Source organism: Methyloversatilis sp. S146-33 (genome assembly GCF_059552495.1).
This window is the reverse complement of sequence record NZ_JCANOT010000021.1, coordinates 223,919-243,223: the sequence shown is the minus strand read 5'-3', so window position 1 is coordinate 243,223 and position 19,305 is coordinate 223,919. Positions and strand designations below refer to the sequence as shown.

Genomic DNA, 19,305 nt, shown 5'->3' with positions numbered 1-19,305 from the left:
GAAGCGGAGACCCTGCCCATGCACACCACCTTGATCACCGTAGATGGCCTCGAAAGCGAGGACTGCGTCCATGAAATCACCAACGTGATCCACGAACTGCCGGGCATCAACATGGTCGAGGTCGCGTTGGCGACCGGCACCGTCAGCGTCGAGCACAGCCCGCTGGTCAGCGAAGCCGATATCCGGCAGGTGCTGGAAGACGAGGGCTACGCGCTCAAATAACGCACGCCGCACCTGCCGGCACGTTCGCGGGTCCGTCACGTGCCTGCGGCGTAAGACGCATTGCCGCAACGGGCTCGGCGCGATCGCCAATGATCGGGTGCATTGATCGCATCCGCATGCTTCATTCCGGTGCGCGATCAGGCGACTAAATCCATGCTTTGAAAAGGGTTTTTCAGTCCCCGCGAGGGGTGCGTGCGGCCGCAAGGCGGCGTGTGCATCCATTGATCGCATATTGATCGCACTCATCCGGGCGCCGTTGGCACGGCGCATGCGAATGGAAGGGCGAGCGTCTGAAGGACAGTCAATGTTCCGGGCGCCACTTTCCTGATCGCATATCACCACCGGAGATTGCCATGCCCAAAGTCACCCGCCCCGCCAACGAGAAGGGCGAATTCCTCGTCGACTACGAAGAGAAGGTGTTCGAGGACGTGAAGGCCGAGCCCGGCGAGAAGGCGCTGGTCACCTTCCACACCGTCGCCTTCGAGGGGTCCATCGGTTTCGTCAATCTGCTGCAGGCGACGCGACTGCAGCGCAAGGGCTTCGATACCTCGGTGCTGCTGTACGGCCCGGGCGTTACGCTGGGCGTGAAGCGCGGCTTCCCGACGCTGGGCGACGAGGCCTTCCCCGGCCACCAGAACTTCAACAAGCAGATTTCGAAGTTCATCGAGGAAGGCGGCAAGGTCTATGCGTGCCGCTTCGCGCTGCAGGCGCTGTACGGCCACGGCGAAGGCGCGCTGATCGAAGGCATCCGTCCGATCAATCCGCTGGATGTGCTGGACATCATCCTGCTGCATCGCAAGGACAACGCCTTCATCCTCGATACCTGGACGCTGTGATCATGGGCGCCCGCACTTTCTTCGGAGCGCGGCATCCCTGCGCCATATTGCCGATCGGGCCGCGTCAGGACGAGCGGACCGCCGAGGCAAGGGCGGGCGGCGCCTGGCCGTGGGGCTCCACTTCAGACTCGCCGCGCGTGGCGGCGACCGCGAATGCGTCGCCTCGCGCCTCGGGCACCTGGCCGTGGGAGGGCGCGACCGTTCTTCCCGCTGACCCGCGGTCGGGTTCTGGCGCGGGCGTTCGCGGCGTGTCGCAAGCGGTCCGTCGTGAAGCGATCAATGGATCGGGGCGCCGGCCATGAGCGCGCCGCGCATCGTCCGCGCCGCGGCCATCCAGATCGCGCCCGATCTCGAATCCGCCGACGGCACGCTGGCGCGCGTGCTGGCGGCGATCGACGAGGCGGCGGACCGGGGCGCGCAGCTTGCCGTGTTCCCGGAAACCTTCGTGCCCTACTACCCGTACTTCTCCTTCGTGCGGCCGCCGGTGCAGATGGGCGCCGACCACCTGAAGCTGTACGAGCGGGCGGTGACGGTGCCGGGGCCGGTCACGCAGGCGGTGGCAGAAAAGGCGAAGGCGCGTGGCGTCGTGGTGGTGCTCGGCGTGAACGAGCGCGACCACGGCAGCCTGTACAACACTCAGCTGGTGTTCGACGCCGACGGCCGCCTCGCGCTCAAGCGCCGCAAGATCACGCCGACCTATCACGAACGCATGGTGTGGGGGCAGGGCGACGCCGCCGGGCTGAAGGTGGTCGATACGGCCATCGGCCGCCTCGGTGCGCTGGCCTGCTGGGAACACTACAACCCACTGGCGCGTTACGCGCTGATGACCCAGCACGAAGAGATCCACTGCGCCCAGTTCCCGGGCTCGATGGTCGGCCAGATATTCGCCGACCAGATGGAAGTGACCATCCGCCACCACGCGCTGGAGTCCGGCTGCTTCGTCATCAATTCGACCGGCTGGCTCAGCGACGAACAGATCCAGTCCATCACGCCCGACACGGCGCTGCAGCGCGCACTGCGCGGCGGCTGCCACACCGCCATCGTGTCGCCGGAAGGCGTGCATCTTGCGCCGCCGCTGACCGAGGGCGAAGGCATGGTGGTGGCCGATCTCGACATGGCGCTGGTGACCAAGCGCAAACGCATGATGGATTCGGTCGGCCACTACGCGCGGCCCGAACTGCTGAGCCTGGCCATCAACGACCGGCCGGCCACGACGACGGTCGCCCTGCACGACACCTCACACCGGAGCACTGCCGATGAGCACGATCACGACACCCGACGCCTCCAGCCGGCAACTGATGACGGAGCTGCAGTCGTACGGCTTGCGGCTGGCTGATCCGAAGGCCGGTGCGCCGAGCCGCCGCGGCGGCGCCGGACCGTCCGACCACAAGGCGGTCACGGTGGATGGCGTCACCATCATGGTGCCGGTGCACACCGGCAGCGCCTTCGCCTCGCCCTTCGTTGCCGGGGCGCCGGACGCCGACGGTCGCGTGCAGATCCGCCGCGACAGCATACCGATCGCCCAGGTCAGCTTCCCGAAGCAGCCGCGCTTCTACGCGCTGCAGACCTTCGACGGCATTCCGTATTCGCACATCGCCACGCTGCACGGCGCCGACGTGCTGGCGACCACGGTGCTGCAGACCTGCATCCGCTTTGAAAGCCGACGCAAGGCCTGCAAGTTCTGCTCGATCGGCCAGTCGCTGGCGGCCGGCCGCACCATCGCGCACAAGACGCCGGAACAGCTGGCCGAGGTCGCGCGTGCGGCCGTACTCCTCGATGGCGTCAAGCACATGGTCATGACCACCGGCACGCCGGCCACGCCCGACCGCGGTGCGCAGGTGCTGTGCGATTCAGCCTTCGCGGTGCGTGCCGCGGTCGACCTGCCCATACAGGGCCAGTGCGAACCGCCGGACGATGACCGATGGTTCGCGCGGATGAAGGCGGCCGGCATCGACACGCTGGGCATGCATCTCGAAGTGGTGACGCCGGCGCTGCGCGAACAGATCATGCCGGGCAAGGCCTCGGTGCCGATGGCGCGCTACATGGAGGCCTTCGCGGCCGCGGTTGAGGTGTTCGGCCGCGGCCAGGTGAGCACCTACATCCTGGCCGGGCTGGGCGACACGAAGGAGGCCATTCTCGACATCAGCGCGCGGCTGGTGGCGCTCGGCGTCTATCCCTTCGTCGTACCCTTCGTGCCGATCAGCGGCACGCCGCTGGAGGACCACCCGGCGCCCACCCCAGAATTCATGCGCGCGATCCTGTCGCCGCTCGGTGCCATGGTGTCCGACGCCGGGCTGCGCTCGGCCGACATCAAGGCTGGCTGCGGCAAGTGCGGCGCCTGTTCGTCGCTGTCGTCGTACGAACGCCGGGAGACCGCACATGCTGTCGGCTGATCCGGTGTTCTGCGAACTGCCGCAGCGCTTCGCGCCCTGCGAGTTCCGCATCAAGTGGGCGCACGGCGATTGGGAACACGACCAGGCGATGCGGCTGCGCCGCGCCGTGTTCTGCGTCGAGCAGGGCGTGTTCCCCGGCGACGACCGCGACACGATCGATGACCACGCGCAGCTCATCGTCGCGCTCGCCTGTGTCGGCGGCATGCCGGATCAGGTGGTGGGCACGGTGCGTATCCACGAGGACCGCGCGAGCGACCCCGGCCTGTGGTGGGGTTCGCGCCTCGCCGTGCATCCGGCCTTCCGCAGTCAGGGCCGGCTCGGTGCCACGCTCATCCGCCTTGCGGTCACCAGTGCGCATGCGCGCGGCTGTCATACCTTCCTCGCCCACGTGCAGGCGCAGAACCTGCCGCTGTTCCGCCGCCTGCACTGGACGCCGCTGCAGGCGGAAACGCTGCACGGCCGGCCGCACTGGCTGATGCAGGCGCAGCTCGATCATTACCCGCCGTGCTACGACGTCTACACCGGCTTCGTCGCGCGCAGCGCCGGAGCGTCGGCATGACGCAGCCCGCGATGTCGCTCACCGAACTGACCGATGCGCTGCGTGGCAGCCCGGGCTTCGCACACAAGCGCGACATTTGCGACGTGATGGCCGCGCTGGGTCGCGCGCTGCCGGGCGGCGTCGCCGACATGGCGCAAGCGGTGGCGGTTGGCGACGACTGCGCTGCCATCCCCGATCCGTCGGGTAAGGGCTGGCTGCTGTTCGCGATCGAAGGTCTGGTCGAGGAATTCGTCGCCCGCATGCCGTGGTTCGCCGGCTACTGCGGCCTCATGGTCAATGTGAGCGACATCTGCGCGATGGGTGGCCGGCCGATCGCGGTGGTCGACGCGCTGTGGAGCGACGGTGCCGACAGTTCCGAGCCGGTGCTCGACGGTCTCGCCGCCGCGTCGGCGCGCTACGGCGTGCCCATCGTCGGCGGCCACAGCAACCACCGCGCCGCGCGGGGCCAGCTGGCGGTCGCGGTGCTGGGCCGCGCGCGCAAGCTCATCACCAGTTTCGACGCGCAGCCGGACGACGACCTCATCCTCGCCGTCGACCTGCGCGGTGCTTTCGAGGAGCCCTATCCGTACTGGAATGCGTCCACCCGTGCGCCGGCCGAGCGGCTGCGCGGCGACATCGAAATCCTGCCGCGTCTGGCCGAGGACGGCCTGTGCAACGCCGGCAAGGACGTGAGCATGGCAGGCTCCATCGGCAGTGCGCTGATGCTGCTCGAATGTTCGGGCGTCGGTGCGCAGATCGACCTCGACAGCATCCCGCGCCCCGAAGGCGTGCCGCTGCTGCGCTGGCTACTGTCCTTCCCCAGCTTCGGCTATGTGCTGTCGGTCCGCCCGCAGCAGCGGCTGCGCGTGCTCGAACGATTCGCCGCGCGTGGTATCGCGGCGGCGCGCATCGGCCGCGTCACCGCCGCGCCCGAGGTATGGCTGACCCAGCGCGGTGAGCGGGCGCTGCTGTGGAACGTGAAGGACCAGCCCTTCATCCGCGCTCCGCGGGAGACCACCGATGTCTGAGCCGCTGCGCATCGGCCTGCTGACGCACTCGGTCAATCCGCGCGGCGGCGTCGTGCATACGATCGAGCTGGCGCAGGCGCTGCATGCACAGGGCCACGAGGTGACCGTGTTCGCGCCGGCCGCCGATGGCCAGCGCCTGTTCCGCGCCATCGACTGCCGCTTCGAGCCGGTGCCGGTCGCTGCCGCCGCCCGCGACGTCGTCGGCATGGCCCGCTCACGCATCGCCGCCTTCGTCGACCACCTCTCGCCGCGTCTCGAACCTGCAGCTTTCGACGTGCTGCACGCGCAGGACGGCCTGGGTGCGAATGCGCTCGCCACGCTGCAGCAGCGCGGGCTGACAGGCGGCTTCGTGCGCACCGTGCATCACCTCGACCCGTTCGCCGATCCGCAGCTAGCCGCCTGGCAGACGCGCGGCGTGCTGGCTGCGCGCGGCGTGCTGTGCGTGAGCCGGCTGTGGCAGCAACGCCTGCAGGACGAACTGGGCGTGCAGGCGCACTGCGTGAACAACGGCGTCGATCTGGCGCGCTACACCGGCACGCCGGACGCCCGCGATGTCGCGCTGGCGCAGCGCCTCGGTCTGCGCGCTGGCCCGGTGTTCGTCGCCGTCGGCGGCATCGAAGCGCGCAAGAACACGCGTCGCGTGCTGCAGGCCTTCGCGCTGCTCAAGCCGTCGCTGCCGCAGGCGCAGTTGGTGATTGCCGGCGGCGCCAGCCTGCTCGATCACGCCGACTACATGCAGGCCTTTAACGACGATCTGCGCGCCAGCGGACTGCGCGAAGGCACGGGCGACGTCGTCATCACCGGCGCGCTCGACGACGCCGACATGCCGTCGCTGTTCCGCCTCGCCGACGTGCTGGTGATGGCCTCCACGCGCGAGGGCTTCGGTCTGGTCGTGCTGGAGGCGCTGGCCAGCGGCACGCCAGTGGTTGCCTCGCGCATCGCGCCGTTCACCGAATACCTCGGCGACGACACCGCCAGCTGGGCCGACCCGCTCGATACCGCTTCGATCGCGCAGGCGATGCGGCACGCACTCGATCCGGCACGCGCCGCACTGCTGCGCACGCCGCCCGCTGTGTGCCGTCGCTACAGCTGGACGGCCAGCGCCGCGCGCCACGTCGACCTTTACCGCGCGCTTTGCATCGCACCGTCGCGCCAAACCGAAATCGCCTGAGGACTTCAGATGCCCGCCATGCACTTCACCGTCCGCTGGCCGGACACGACCGAAACCCGCTGCTACTCGCCATCGCTGGTGATCAAGGACTACTTCGCGCCGGGCACGCGCTATCCGCTGCCCGACTTCATGGCCTCAGTGCGCGAGGCGCTGCACATCGCCTCCGAGCGGGTACGCGCGAAGTACGGTTTCGCCTGTTCCGCCGCGATGGACCAGCTGGCCGACCTCGAACAGCGCGCCGCCCGCTGGGGCGACGACCCGCACACCCACATCGAACTGGTCAGTTTCGATGAATGACCGCCGCAAGGAGAACGCCATGAGCACCCCCGAAACCATCCCCCATCTGCCGGTCATCATCGTCGGCGGCGGTCAGGCCGGCCTGTCGATGAGCGCCTGCCTGCAGCAGTCCGGCATCGAACATCTGGTGCTGGAGAAGCACAGCGCCATGCACGTCTGGCGCACCCAGCGCTGGGACAACTTCTGCCTGGTCACGCCGAACTGGCAGTGCGCGCTGCCCGGCCACAGCTACGACGGCCCCGAGCCGCACGGCTTCATGAAGAAGGACGAAATCAATGCGTACCTCGATGCCTTCCGCCGCAAGGTGAATCCGCCGCTGCGCGAGGGCGTGTCGGTGCAGCGCGTGACACCGCGACCGGATGGCGGCTTCCACGTATCGACCTCGGCCGGCGACTGGACCGCCGACCAGGTGGTGGTGGCCAGTGGCGGCTATCACGTGCCCATCGTGCCGCGCATGGCCGAGCGGCTGCCGGCCGGCATCACGCAACTGCACTCCGAGCAGTACCGCAATGCCGACGCGCTGCCGCCGGGCGCCGTGCTGGTCGTCGGTTCCGGCCAGTCCGGCGCGCAGATCGCCGAGGACCTGCATCTGGCTGGCCGCACCGTGCATCTGGCGGTGGGGGACGCGCCGCGCTGCGCCCGCTTCTACCGCGGTCGCGACGTCGTCGACTGGCTGGCCGACATGGGTTACTACGACATGCCGGTGACTGCCCACCCCTTGCGTGAGGGTGTGCGCGACAACACCAACCACTACGTCACTGGCCGCGATGGCGGACGCGACATCGATCTGCGCCGCTTCGCGCTCGAAGGCATGCAGCTCTATGGACTGCTGCAGGACTTCCGCGACGGCGCCCTGCAGTTCGCCCCGGGTCTGGCCGCCGCGCTGGACAGCGCGGACCGCACCTACAACGGCATTAATGCGGCCATCGACAAGCACATCGCCGACCGTGGCATCGACGCCCCGCCGGCCTCGGTCTATGAGCCGGTATGGCAGCCGGACGAGGAGCGTGCCGCGCTCGATCCGGTCGCCGCCGGCATCACCAGCATCATCTGGTGCATCGGTTTCTCGCCTGACTTCCGCTGGGTCGATGCGCCCGTCTTCAACGGCCGCGGCGATCCGGTGCACGTGCGCGGCGTGACGCAGCAGCCCGGCCTCTATTTCCTCGGCCTGCCCTGGCTGCATACCTGGGGCTCCGGCCGCTTCTCCGGCGTGGCGCGCGACGCCGAGTTCCTCGCAGCGCGCATCGCCGCACTGCGCGCCGCGCAGCCCGCCGACGCGGAGGCGCTGACATGCTGATGGACAGCGCCGAACGCCTGCAGTCGTCGGCGGCGCTGCAGCAGCACTATTGCGCCGGCATGCCGCAGCTCGGGCTGTACGGCCTGGCGGAGAACTGGCTGCTGAAGGAATGCGGCCACCTGCACTGGATGGCGATCGCGCGTGCTCAGGGCATGCAGCTGCCCGAGTTCGCCGACGCTGCCGGCCGCAAGAGCTATGCTGCGCTGACCGCGGTGCATCTGCACGAGGCGCGGCTCGACTCGGTGACGGAGAACGCGCCGTTCTCGCTGTCGGTGCGCGCCGTGTCGCCCGGGCGCGCCCAGCACTTCAGCGCGCAGACCCTGCGCTGCGGCAATACGCGCGCGGCGCGTATCGAACTGCTGTCCGCCTTCGTGCGCCGAGACGCCGGCAGCAACCGCAGCATCGTTCGCGCGCCGGTCGAAGGCCCCGAATGCGGCGACCGCAGCTTGACCGACGCCGCACTGTCGCTGCAGGCGCGCGCCCGGCTGTTCCGCAGCGGCGACGGCGTCGCCCGCATGGGGCTGCAGCCGGCGGCGGGTGTGAGCGCGCTGCGCGCGGTCGACATCACGCCCTGTCCTCACAACGACTTCAACGGCGCCGGCCTGCTCTACTTCGCCAGCTTCCAGGCGCTGGCCGACCGCGCCGAACTGGCCTGCTTCGGGCTGCGCCCGGCGCTGACCGCCGAGCGGGAACTGTATTTCTACGGCAACATCGATCCCGGTGAGACGGTGCGTGTCGAACTGCTCTCCGCGCGCGAAGACGCCACCGAGTTCGCACATTGGTGGCGCGTGCGCCGTAGCGCGGATGGCGCGCGCATCGCCGACCTGATCACCCGCAAACGACGACTGCCCTGAACGCCCCGATGGACAAGACCTCGCAGCACTGGCTCAAGCGCATCCGGTCGAGCAACAAGCCGGCCTATCTGCTGATCGCCGACCTCATCGCCGAGGACGTGCGCAGTGGACGGCTGAGCCCGCGCGACCGTCTGCCGGCGCTGCGCGACCTGGCCGACGCGCTCGAACTGAATTACACGACCGTGGCGCGTGGTTACGCCGAGGCGCGCAAGCGCGGGCTGATCGACGCGCGCGCCGGCATGGGCACCTTCGTCCGCGGCTCGACGCCGGGCATGGCGCTGCGTGGCGGCAGTGCAGCCGAAATGACGATGAACCTGCCGCCCGAACCGCAGGACCCCGCCTTGCTCGCCCACCTGCGCCACAGCGCAGCACAGCTGATGGCGCAGTCCGACTGGAACGACCTGTTGCGCTACCAGGATTTCGGCGGCACCCGCGACGACCGTGTGGCCGGCGCGCACTGGCTGCGCCAGCGGCTGCCGCTGTGCGCGGCCGAGCGTGTGCTGGTGTGCCCCGGCATCCACAGCGCGCTGACTGCGCTCGTTTCGCTGCTGGCGCGGCCGGGCGAAACGATCTGCGTCGAGTCGCTGACCTATCCGGGCATCAAGGCCATCGCCGCCCAGCTCGGCGTGCAGCTGCACGCGCTGCCGCTCGACGACGACGGCCCCAGTGCCGACGCCTTCGAGCACGCCTGCAAGACACTGAAGCCGCGCGCGCTGTACTGCAATCCGACGCTGCTGAACCCGACCACCGCCACCGTCACCCGCGCGCGGCGCGAGGCGCTGGCCGACGTCGCGCTGCGCTACGCCATCCCCATCATCGAAGACGACGCCTACGCCATGTTGCCGCCCGAGGTGCCGCCACCGCTGGCGGTGCTGGCGCCGGCGCTCACCTATTACATCGGCGGTCTGTCGAAGTGTTTCGGCGCGGGATTGCGCGCGGCCTATGTGCACGCGCCGGGCCCGCGTCAGGCCGAGCGGCTGGCAGGCGCGCTGCGCGCCACCACGGTCATGTGCTCGCCGATCACCAGCGCACTGGCCACGCGCTGGATTACCGATGGCACCGCCGAAGCCATGCTGCAGGCGATCCGCGCTGAATCGATGGCGCGTCAGGCCTCGGCCGCGCGCCTGCTGGCGGGACACGCGCTGCGTGCACAACAGGAAGGCTTCCACTTCTGGCTGCCGCTCAGTTCCGACGGGTCCATGGTCGAGTTCGCCTCCCACCTGCGCGCCCAGGGCGTGGCCGTCGTCGCCAGCGCCGCCTTCAGCACCGACGGCACCCCGCCGGACGCCGTGCGCGTCTGCCTCGGCGGCCCGATGTCGCGCGAGGACTGCGACATCGCGCTGCGCCTGATCGCCGACACGCTGGAACATCCGGTGCATCCGCACCTTCACGTGATGTAAACGAGGCGTCGCCGCCTCACGCGTCGTCGCTGCGTCCCCACGGGGCGTGACCAAAGCGCGCCGCCAGGAAGTCGATCAGTGCCTGCACGCGAGCAGGCCGGGCGCGACCCGGCGGCGTCACCACGTGCAGCGCGATGCTCGGCACCTGCCAGTCGTCCATCGCGGTCCGCAGCGCGCCGGACTGCAGGTCTTCCCATACCAGGAACTCCGGTTGCAACGCCAACCCCAGGCCGGCGCGCAGGGCCGGTGTCAGACCTTCGGCGTTGTTCACTTGCAGCGGTACCGGCACCGCGATCGAGAACTCGCCATGACGCGCGTGGCGGAAGCGCCAGCCGGCCGTCGTGTTGCGCGTGTGTGCGTAATGCAGTGCGCGATGTTCCGCCAGATCACTGGGGTGGGCGGGCGTGCCCTGCCGCTCGAAGTAGACGGGTGCTCCCACCAGCAGGATGCGCACCGTGCAGAGCCGGCGTGCCAGCAGGCTGGAATCGGCCAGCGTGGCGATGCGCAGCCCGATATCGAAACCCTGCGCCACCAGATCGACCTGCTGGTCGCTGAAGTTCACCTCCAGCGTCACCTCCGGATAGCGCTGCATGAAGGCGGGCAGTTCGGGCGACAGGTGAGATATGCCGAAGGACATCGGCGCGGCGATGCGGATGTGTCCGCGCAGCGAGGCCGACTGCTCGCTCATTTCCGCCTCGACCGCCTCTCCCTCGGCGAGGATGCGGGTGGCGCGTTCCAGAGCCGCTTGTCCGCTTTCGGTCAGCGACATGCGGCGCGAGGTACGGTGGAACAGCGAGGTCCGCATCCGCGCTTCCAGCCGCGTGATGGCCTTGGACACGGTCGCCTGCGACAGCACCAGTTCAGTCGCCGCGCGGGCGAAGGAGCCGGTCTCTGCGACCTTGGCAAAGATGGCCCACGCTTCGAGATCAGGCAGTCTTTTCATCGCATTAATGGAAAGTATCGTTTTCCATATTTTCCATTTTCTATCCGATTTGTCGTGCGTATCTTTGAATCATCGCAACGCGACCTTTCAAGGAGACCCCTCATGATCGAACGCCGCACATTCAATGGGCTGGGCAAGGCCGATCACGGCTGGCTGGACGCCAGCCACCACTTCTCGTTCTCGGAGTACCACGACCCTGCACGCATGAGCTGGGGCGCGCTGCGCGTCTGGAATGACGACACGATAGAGGCCGGGGGCGGTTTCCCGATGCACGGACACGCCGACATGGAGATCGTCACCTATGTGCGCGAAGGCGCCATCACGCATCAGGACAGCCTGGGTAACCGCGGCCGTACCGAAGCGGGCGACGTGCAGGTGATGAGCGCCGGCAGCGGCATCCGTCACTCGGAATACAACCTGGAACGCGGTCGCACCCGCATCTTCCAGATCTGGATCCAACCGGACCGCCGCGGCGAGGCGCCGACCTGGGGTGCGAAGCCTTTCCCGCGGGATGAGCGGGCCGGCCAGTTTGTAGCGCTGGCCAGCGGCTCGGCGAACGACGAGGACGCGCTGCCCATCCGTGCCGACGCCCGCGTGCTCGGCGCCACCCTGCGTGCAGGTGAAACCGCTGAATACCGCTTCGCACCGGGTCGCTACGGCTACCTCGTGCCGGCGAGCGGCCAGGTCGAAGTCAATGGTGTGGCGCTCGAGGCCCGCGACGGGGCGGCCATCCGTGACGAGGCGGTGATTCGCGTCACCGCGCACGCCGACGCGGAACTGGTGCTGGTCGACACGACAGCCTGACGCGGACCCCGGCGCTCCGGCGTCGGCGTCCGCTGCAGCACAAATGTTCAATACCGGGCGATCGGCACTGCATAGGCTGTGTCCGCCCCCACGGACCGGCCATCCGGCCGGCCCTTCCATAGCAAGGAGAATGCAATGCCCATCACCGCCACCCCCACGCCCGGCGCATCGCTGCTGAATGCGCAGGACCACACGCTGGTCATGATCGACTTCCAGTCGCAGATGGCCTTCGCCACTCATTCGATCGATGCCATCACGCTGCGCTCCAACGCCGGCCTCGTCGCCAGCGCGGCGGCCGGTTTCGAGGTATCGACCATTCTTACTACGGTGGCCGAGAAGAGCTTTTCCGGCCCGATGTTCGACGAGGTGACCGCGCCCTTCCCGGGCCAGACCCTGCTCGACCGCACTTCGATGAACACGTGGGAGGACGCCGCCGTCATTTGCCGCATCAATGAGATCGGCAAGGACCGCATCGTGCTGGCCGGGCTGTGGACCAGCGTGTGCATCGTCGGGCCGGCACTGTCGGCGCTCGACCAGGGATTCGAGGTGTATGTGATCGCCGACGCCTGCGGCGATATTTCGGTCGAGGCGCATAACCGGGCGATGGAACGCATGGTGCAGGCCGGCGCGCGGCCGATCACCTCGCTGCAGTACCTGCTGGAACTGCAGCGCGACTGGGCGCGCACCGGCACCTACGACATGACGACCGGCATCGCGAAAAAGTTCGGCGGTGGCTACGGCATCGGCATCACCTACGCCAAGACGATGTTCGGCGCCCACGAAGGCTGACCTGGCGCGCACGCCCATGAAGCTCTATATCCTCTCCCTTGCGGCCGGACTGCTCGTGGGCGTGATCTATGCGTTGCTCGGCGTGCGCTCGCCGGCGCCGCCGGTGGTCGCACTGATCGGGCTGCTCGGCATCCTGGCCGGCGAGCAGATCCCGCCACTGGTCAGACACCTTTCCCAGCGCGAACCCGGCTCGCAGAGCGGGCAGCAGCCCCCTGTCCTGCAACACATGTCCGGCAAGCTGCCTGAATCTGCACCGAACATGCATTCCGACCCGGCAAGCGCACGCACTTCGAGCGAGGACCCCCATGGATGACGCACAACACCCTGACCTGATCCTGTACCACGGCCGTTTCGCAACGCTGGACCGCAGCAACCCGGAAGCCGACGCGGTGGCCATACGCGATGGCGTTTTCCAGCGCGTCGGACGGCAGGAGGACGTGCTGCCGTTGGCCGGCCCGGCCACCCGGCTGATCGACCTGAGGGGCCGGCGCGTGCTGCCGGGCCTGATCGACAATCATCTGCACATCATCCGTGGCGGACTCAACTTCAACATGGAGCTGCGCTGGGACGGCGTGCGCAGCCTGGCCGACGCGCTCGACATGCTGAAACGTCAGGTCGCGGTGACGCCGGCGCCGCAGTGGGTGCGCGTGGTCGGCGGCTTCACCGAACACCAGTTCGTCGAGAAGCGCCTGCCGACGTTGGACGAGATCAACGCCATCGCGCCGGACACACCGGTGTTCCTGCTGCACCTCTACGACCGTGCGCTGCTCAATGGCGCCGCGTTGCGCGCGGTCGGCTATACGCGCGACACGCCGGCGCCGCACGGCGGCGAGATCGCGCGCGACAGCGCGGGCAACCCGACCGGCCTGCTGCTGGCCAAGCCCAATGCCGCCATCCTGTACGCGACGCTGGCCAAGGGACCGAAACTGCCCTACGAATACCAGCTGAATTCGACCCGCCACTTCATGCGCGAGCTGAACCGCCTGGGCGTGACCGGTGCCATCGACGCCGGTGGCGGATTCCAGAACTATCCGGACGACTACCGGGTGATCCAGGAACTGGCCGACGCCGGCCAGCTCACGATACGGCTCGCCTACAACCTGTTTACGCAGAAGGCCGGTCAGGAGAAGGAGGACTTCCTGAACTGGACCGCCTCCTCGACCTACAAGCAGGGCAGCGACTATTTCCGCCACAACGGCGCCGGAGAAATGCTGGTGTTCTCGGCGGCCGACTTCGAGGACTTCCGCCAGCCGCGACCCGACCTCGCGCCGGAGATGGAAGGCGAGCTGGAAGAGGTGGTGCGCGTGCTCGCGCAGAACCGCTGGCCGTGGCGACTGCATGCAACCTACGACGAAACGATATCGCGCGCGCTCGATGTGTTCGAGCGGGTCAATCAAGACATTCCGCTGCAGGGCCTGAACTGGTTCTTCGACCACGCCGAAACCATTTCCGAGCGCTCGATCGACCGCATTGCCGCGCTCGGCGGCGGCGTGGCGGTCCAGCACCGCATGGCCTTCCAGGGCGAGTACTTCGTCGAGCGCTACGGCATCGATGCGGCGCAGGCCACGCCGCCGGTGGCGCGCATGCTGGAGAAGGGCGTGAATGTATCGGCCGGCACCGATGCCACCCGGGTCGCCTCGTACAACCCGTGGGTGTCGCTGTCCTGGCTGGTCACCGGCCGCACCGTCGGCGGCCTGCGCATCTATCCGCAGCGGAACTGCCTGGACCGGGAAACCGCGCTGCGCATGTGGACCGAGAAGGTGACCTGGTTCTCGAACGAGGTCGGCCGCAAGGGCCGCATCGAGGCGGGCCAGTTCGCCGACCTCATCGTGCCGGACCGCGACTTCTTCGCCTGCGCTGAAGCCGACATCGCCGATACCACCTCGCTGCTTACTCTGGTGGGCGGCAAGGTGGTGTATGCGGCCGGCGACTTCGCCGCACTCGACCACGACGCGCCTCCGCCCGCCATGCCCGACTGGTCGCCGGTGCGCCGCTTCGGCGGCTACGCTGGCTGGGGCGACGACAAGGCGGCGCCGGTGACGATGCGTCAGGCCGCGGCGGCGTGCGGTTGCGCCAGCGCTTGCGGTGTGCACGGTCACAGCCATGCCGACGCCTGGGGTAGCCGCGTCCCCGCCGGTGATCTCAAGAGCTTCTGGGGCGCGCTCGGCTGTTCCTGCTGGGCCGTCTGAGCACGCCTTCTTCACACGTCGCCGGCAGGAGCGCCGCCATGCAGACACACACGACCTCACCGCCGGGCTCCGGCAGTTTCGCGCCGCTGCGCCAGCCTGTTTTCGCAGTGCTGTGGTGCGCAACGGTGCTGGGCAATATCGGCACCTTCATGCGTGACGTCGCCAGCGCGTGGATGGTGACCGAACTGTCAGCCAGCCCGGCTGCGGTGGCGATGATCCAGACCGCGGCAACACTGCCGGTCTTCCTGCTTGCGCTGCCGGCCGGCGTGCTGTCCGACACACTGGACCGGCGCCGCCTGCTGATCGCGGTGCAGGTGCTGCTGGCATGCGTCAGCGTCACGCTGCTGGTGCTGGCGTCAACGCATACGCTGACCGTCGGCTCGCTGATCGCACTCACCTTCGTCGGTGGCATCGGCGCCGCGCTGATGGGGCCGTCATGGCAGGCCATCGTGCCGGAACTCGTGCCGCGCGCCGATCTGAAGAACGCGGTGGCGCTCAATTCGCTGGGCGTGAACATCGCGCGCGCCGCCGGCCCCGCCGCCGGCGGCCTGTTGCTGGCGAGTTTCGGCGCGGCTGCGGCGTATGGCGCCGACGTGCTGAGCTATGTGTTCGTGATTGCCGCTCTGCTGTGGTGGCGTCGGCCAGCGGCTGAGCCGGCCGCGGTGCCGGAACAGTTCTTCGGCGCCTTCCGCGCCGGCCTCCGCTATGCCCGCGCCAGCCACGAACTGCACGTGGTACTGCTGCGCGCCGCGCTGTTCTTCATGCTTGCCAGCGCAGCCTGGGCGTTGCTGCCACTGGTGGCGCGCAACATGCTCGGCGGTAGCGCCGGCTTCTACGGCCTGCTGCTGGGCGCGGTCGGGGTGGGCGCGATCGCCGGTGCGGTGCTGCTGCCGGCGCTGCGGCGACGTCTGGGCCCGGATGCGCAGGTGCTGCTCGCCTCGCTGCTGACGGCCTCCGTCGTGGCCGCGCTGTCGCTGGTACCGTCGCAATGGCTGGCGGTACCGCTGATGCTGGTGCTGGGCGCTGGCTGGATCATCGCACTCACCACGCTGAACGGCGTGGCGCAGGCGGTACTGCCGAACTGGGTACGCGGGCGCGGGCTGGCCATCTACCTGATGGTGTTCAATGGCGCGATGGCAGCCGGAAGCCTGGGCTGGGGCCTGGTCGCGCAACAGCTGGGCGTGGCGCAGACGCTGCTGGCGGCGGCCATTGCACTGGCTGCGATCGCACTTGCGGCGCACCGCATCCGCCTGCCGATTGGCGAAGCCGACCTGCAGCCGTCCAACCACTGGCCGGAGCCGCTGCTCGCCGCGCCGGTTGCGCACGACCGGGGCCCGGTCATGATCCAGATCGAGTACCGCATACGCCGCCCGGATCTGCCGGCCTTCATGCAGGCCATGCAGGCACTGGCGCGCGACCGTCGTCGCGACGGTGCCTACGCGTGGGGCGTGGCCGAGGACACGGCGGACCCCGAGCGCGTGGTCGAGTGGTTCCTGGTCGAGTCCTGGGCCGAACACCTGCGCCAGCACCAGCGCGTATCGAAGGCGGCCGCCGACCTGCAGGGCGAGGTGCTGCGTTTCCACGTCGGACCGGAGCGGCCACGGGTGCATCACTTCCTCGCGCTCGACCCGCATGGTGCACAGACGCCGGTGCCCGTGCCGGCACACCCGCACTGAGTCGCCGCATGAGCATGGACGGCCACGACGCCGGGTCGCCTCACCGCCAGCGCGAGCCGCGCAGCGGCGTACCGGGGCCGACCGGCCCGCACGTGTGGATGCTGCATTCGACCGACGCCGCCATCGTGCGCATGCGTTACGACGGCGGCCCGCTGGGTGTCGGCATGCCCATTCCCTGTGTCGATGCTTTCAGCGTCATCGTGCAGCGGCGCGACTTCACCGCCCACCGGCTGTGGAAACGAGGACGGCTGGTTTTCCGCGGCGGACACGCGGCCGGCACGCTGGCCATCACACATCTGGGCGACGAATGGCGCTGCGCGCATGACGCGCCTTTCGACAACGTGCGCGTACAGCTGCCGGCCGTCGTGCTGGAGGACTGCGCGCGCGATGCCGGTCTGCGCAGCGCCGGCACGCTGCGGGCCTCGCCCGGTACCCGCGACCCGGTGGTCGCGGCGCTGCTGCAGTCGTTGTTGCCCGCGCTGACCGACCCGGCCTGCGCCGCGCCGCTATTTGTTGACGAAACGCTGCTGACGCTGCAGCAGCACCTGCTGCGCAGCTATGGCGGGGCCGTGGGCCGCACTGCACGCTCGGGCCGGCTTTCTGCCGCGCAGCATCGCGTCGCCTGCGAATTCCTCGCGGCCCACGCCTTCGACCGTGTGTCGGTCGCCGCCGTGGCGGAGGCCTGTGGACTGTCGCGTAGTCACTTCACGCGCGCCTTCCTCGAAACCACCGGTCGCACGCCGCACCGGTGGATGCTTGCCCACCGCCTGCAGCAGGCGCGTTCGCTGCTGCGCGGCCCGCTCACGCTGGCGCAGATCGCCAGCGCCTGCGGTTTCGCCGACCAGAGCCATCGTACCCGCACCTTCCGTAACGCCTACGGCCTTACGCCCGGCGCATGGCGCCGCGCGGCGGGTGTCGCAGATCCGATGTGATCGTCTGACCTGGACGCCTACGGGAAAAGGAAGCGACTGCCTTCGCTCGCGTGCTCGTTGGGCCGCTCTCGTGGGGCGACCACGATGTCCAGCGGCTGCGCGCCGTGCAGCGTGCCGTCGTCGGGTGCGGACACGGTGAGCCGCAGGCTGGCCACGCTGTTCGCGGCGACGCGCAGGCGGTCGTTGCCGACGATGGTCGCGCCGGGCACGCCATCGACCCGGGCGACATATTCGACCTCTTCGCGCGTCAGGTTGGCCACCTTCAGCAGGTAGGCGTTCTCGATGCGGCCGTCCGCAGTTTCGCGCATCAGCACGCCGCGGTCGCGCAGCACGTCGAGTCGCACTTCAGGGCGGCTCGCCATCTGCCACACACCGAGGGCGGCGAACAGCGCGAGCAGCGCGGCGTAGATCTTCACGCGCGGCTGAACCGCCGTCTCAACCCGTCCGGACAGCGCGTGTTCGGAGGCGTAGCGGATCAATCCGCGCGCGCGGCCGACCTTGTCCATCACCGTGTCGCAGGCGTCGACGCACAGACCGCAGTTGATGCAGGCGTACTGGACGCCGTCGCGGATGTCGATGCCGGTCGGGCACACCTGTACGCAGATCGTGCAGTCCACGCAGTCGCCTGCACCCCGGCTGCGCGCCGACGCGCGCGGTTCGCCGCGCAGCCTGTCATAGCCGACCTGGCGCGTGTGCGCGTCGGTCATCACGCCCTGGAAGCGCGAGTACGGGCACATGTGCTGGCACACCGATTCACGTGCGAAGCCGGCCTGCAGATAGGTGAAGGCGGCGTAGAACAGCAGCCAGAAGCCTTCCCACATGCCGACGTCCCAGGTGGTGAGGCGCGGCAGCAGATCGCGGATCGGCGTGAAGTAGCCGACGAAGGTGATGGCGGTCCACGCCGCCAGCGCCAGCCACAGCGCGTGCTTGGCACCCTTGATCGCCGCCTTGCGCGGGCCCCAGGCTGCTGCGTCCAGCGCCCGGCGTGCGGCCGGCTTGCCTTCGAGCCGCGCCTCGATCCACGTGAACATCATTGTGTACACCGTCTGCGGACAGGCGAAGCCGCAGAACAGCCGTCCGGCCAGCGCGGTCACGAAGAACAGCGCCAGCGCCGCGACGATGAGCACGAAGGCGAACAGCAGTGCGTCCTGCGGCCACAGCACCCAATCGAACAGATAGAGCCGCTCGTGCGGAATGTCCATCCACAGCGCCGGCCGCACCGCGTCGCCGTCGCGCCAGGTGAGCCACACGCCGCCGTAGAACACGAGCTGGGTGAGCCACACCATGGCCCAGCGCCCGCTGTTGAAACGGCCGGACACTGCGCGCGCATGCACGGTGCCCGGCCGGGGATGGAAAGTGAGCGGCACGGCGCGGACCGCGCCGCCCGCCAGCGTCGTGTCGGTGTTCATCTGCAGGCTCCGGAAAGGGATGCCGGCAGTACACCCGCCGCGGGCGCACAGGAACAGATTCAGCCAAGTGAAATCACAATGGGCACAGATGGAATCCTTCTCGCCCCTTGATGCGGGTCAGCTCACCGACGCGAGCGGATGCGGGATGCCCTGGTCGCCGTACGTGCGCACCACCTGCGCGATCACCACCTGATAGCCCTTGAGCCAGCGCGCCTGCAGCTGCTTGGCCTTGATGTGCTCCGGGTGCTGCATCAGCGCCTGCAGCGCGTCCATCGAATCCCAGTAATAGACATTCGAAATGAGCCCGGTCTGCGCGTTCTCCCAGGCTTCCTCGCCGACGTAGCCGGGAATGGAGCGGGCGATCCCGGCGATGACTGCGTCCAGCGCGTGGAAGTCGTCGTCGTACTGGCGTTTGGCGAAGGTAAAGGTGGAGGTGAACATGGAAGGATGGAGCAGCTTCAGATTCTTGAGTGAGTCACTACTTGGTGAAGGCGTAGCGGTGAATTATTGAAGGAGACTACAGTCAT

At 68.7% G+C, this 19,305-nt stretch carries 20 protein-coding genes; 17 read left to right on the top strand and 3 right to left on the bottom strand.

What is annotated here, in order from left to right:
- Positions 1-18: 18 nt before the first annotated feature.
- From AC51BJ_RS07380 to AC51BJ_RS07330, 11 genes are all read left to right on the top strand, one after another.
- Positions 19-222 carry a heavy-metal-associated domain-containing protein gene (locus AC51BJ_RS07380; RefSeq protein WP_019919599.1) on the top strand — a complete coding sequence of 68 codons (204 nt, stop codon included), beginning with the start codon at positions 19-21 and terminating at the stop codon, positions 220-222.
- Positions 223-575: 353 nt separating this feature from the next.
- Positions 576-1,058, top strand: coding sequence for an MSMEG_0572/Sll0783 family nitrogen starvation response protein (locus AC51BJ_RS07375; protein ID WP_304001111.1), 483 nt, complete (start codon positions 576-578; stop codon positions 1,056-1,058).
- A gap of 298 nt (positions 1,059-1,356) precedes the next feature.
- Entirely contained in the window at positions 1,357-2,394 is a 1,038-nt protein-coding gene (locus tag AC51BJ_RS07370) for a Nit6803 family nitrilase (RefSeq protein WP_496279804.1), read from the top strand.
- Positions 2,315-3,451 carry an MSMEG_0568 family radical SAM protein gene (locus AC51BJ_RS07365; protein WP_496279803.1) on the top strand — a complete coding sequence of 379 codons (1,137 nt, stop codon included), beginning with the start codon at positions 2,315-2,317 and terminating at the stop codon, positions 3,449-3,451. Before AC51BJ_RS07370 ends, AC51BJ_RS07365 begins: the two co-directional genes overlap by 80 nt.
- Complete coding sequence (locus tag AC51BJ_RS07360) at positions 3,438-4,010, top strand: MSMEG_0567/Sll0786 family nitrogen starvation N-acetyltransferase (RefSeq protein WP_430432856.1); 573 nt, start codon at positions 3,438-3,440, stop codon at positions 4,008-4,010. Before AC51BJ_RS07365 ends, AC51BJ_RS07360 begins: the two co-directional genes overlap by 14 nt.
- Positions 4,007-5,017, top strand: a complete 1,011-nt coding sequence (locus AC51BJ_RS07355; RefSeq protein WP_496279802.1) for a sll0787 family AIR synthase-like protein — start codon at positions 4,007-4,009, stop codon at positions 5,015-5,017. Before AC51BJ_RS07360 ends, AC51BJ_RS07355 begins: the two co-directional genes overlap by 4 nt.
- A complete protein-coding gene (locus AC51BJ_RS07350; RefSeq protein WP_496279801.1) occupies positions 5,010-6,188 on the top strand; it encodes an MSMEG_0565 family glycosyltransferase in 1,179 nt (392 codons plus the stop codon). Before AC51BJ_RS07355 ends, AC51BJ_RS07350 begins: the two co-directional genes overlap by 8 nt.
- A 9-nt stretch (positions 6,189-6,197) precedes the next feature.
- Positions 6,198-6,485, top strand: a complete 288-nt coding sequence (locus AC51BJ_RS07345) for an MSMEG_0570 family nitrogen starvation response protein (protein WP_496279800.1) — start codon at positions 6,198-6,200, stop codon at positions 6,483-6,485.
- A 19-nt stretch (positions 6,486-6,504) separates the two neighbouring features.
- A complete protein-coding gene (locus AC51BJ_RS07340; protein WP_496279799.1) occupies positions 6,505-7,782 on the top strand; it encodes an MSMEG_0569 family flavin-dependent oxidoreductase in 1,278 nt (425 codons plus the stop codon).
- Positions 7,776-8,636: a Pnap_2097 family protein gene (locus tag AC51BJ_RS07335; RefSeq protein ID WP_496279798.1), complete on the top strand. Its 861-nt coding sequence runs from the start codon at positions 7,776-7,778 to the stop codon at positions 8,634-8,636. Before AC51BJ_RS07340 ends, AC51BJ_RS07335 begins: the two co-directional genes overlap by 7 nt.
- Positions 8,637-8,644: 8 nt before the next feature.
- Positions 8,645-10,036 (top strand): aminotransferase-like domain-containing protein, encoded by a 1,392-nt coding sequence (locus AC51BJ_RS07330; protein ID WP_496279797.1) that lies wholly within the window; start codon positions 8,645-8,647, stop codon positions 10,034-10,036.
- Positions 10,037-10,052: 16 nt separating this feature from the next.
- On the opposite strand, the gene AC51BJ_RS07325 is transcribed toward AC51BJ_RS07330, so the two are convergent.
- Positions 10,053-10,979: a LysR family transcriptional regulator gene (locus AC51BJ_RS07325; protein ID WP_496279796.1), complete on the bottom strand. Its 927-nt coding sequence runs from the start codon at positions 10,977-10,979 to the stop codon at positions 10,053-10,055.
- A gap of 102 nt (positions 10,980-11,081) precedes the next feature.
- Between AC51BJ_RS07325 and AC51BJ_RS07320 the strand changes: the two genes are divergently transcribed.
- The 6 genes from AC51BJ_RS07320 to AC51BJ_RS07295 all read left to right on the top strand — a co-directional run bounded on the left by AC51BJ_RS07320 (position 11,082) and on the right by AC51BJ_RS07295 (position 17,369).
- Positions 11,082-11,783 carry a pirin family protein gene (locus AC51BJ_RS07320; protein WP_496279795.1) on the top strand — a complete coding sequence of 234 codons (702 nt, stop codon included), beginning with the start codon at positions 11,082-11,084 and terminating at the stop codon, positions 11,781-11,783.
- 135 nt (positions 11,784-11,918) lie between these two features.
- Entirely contained in the window at positions 11,919-12,572 is a 654-nt protein-coding gene (locus AC51BJ_RS07315) for a hydrolase (RefSeq protein WP_496279794.1), read from the top strand.
- Positions 12,573-12,588: 16 nt separating this feature from the next.
- On the top strand, positions 12,589-12,885 hold the full coding sequence (locus AC51BJ_RS07310; RefSeq protein ID WP_496279793.1) for a XapX domain-containing protein: 297 nt from the start codon (positions 12,589-12,591) through the stop codon (positions 12,883-12,885).
- Positions 12,878-14,761 (top strand): amidohydrolase, encoded by a 1,884-nt coding sequence (locus tag AC51BJ_RS07305; RefSeq protein WP_496279792.1) that lies wholly within the window; start codon positions 12,878-12,880, stop codon positions 14,759-14,761. Before AC51BJ_RS07310 ends, AC51BJ_RS07305 begins: the two co-directional genes overlap by 8 nt.
- A gap of 38 nt (positions 14,762-14,799) precedes the next feature.
- Positions 14,800-16,437: an MFS transporter gene (locus AC51BJ_RS07300; RefSeq protein WP_496279791.1), complete on the top strand. Its 1,638-nt coding sequence runs from the start codon at positions 14,800-14,802 to the stop codon at positions 16,435-16,437.
- A gap of 8 nt (positions 16,438-16,445) precedes the next feature.
- A complete protein-coding gene (locus AC51BJ_RS07295; protein WP_496279790.1) occupies positions 16,446-17,369 on the top strand; it encodes a helix-turn-helix transcriptional regulator in 924 nt (307 codons plus the stop codon).
- A gap of 17 nt (positions 17,370-17,386) precedes the next feature.
- Here the strand turns inward: AC51BJ_RS07295 and ccoG are convergent, their stop codons facing one another.
- Positions 17,387-18,778: a cytochrome c oxidase accessory protein CcoG gene (gene ccoG, locus AC51BJ_RS07290; protein WP_496279789.1), complete on the bottom strand. Its 1,392-nt coding sequence runs from the start codon at positions 18,776-18,778 to the stop codon at positions 17,387-17,389.
- A gap of 117 nt (positions 18,779-18,895) precedes the next feature.
- Positions 18,896-19,219 carry an antibiotic biosynthesis monooxygenase family protein gene (locus tag AC51BJ_RS07285; protein WP_496279788.1) on the bottom strand — a complete coding sequence of 108 codons (324 nt, stop codon included), beginning with the start codon at positions 19,217-19,219 and terminating at the stop codon, positions 18,896-18,898.
- Positions 19,220-19,305: the final 86 nt, after the last annotated feature.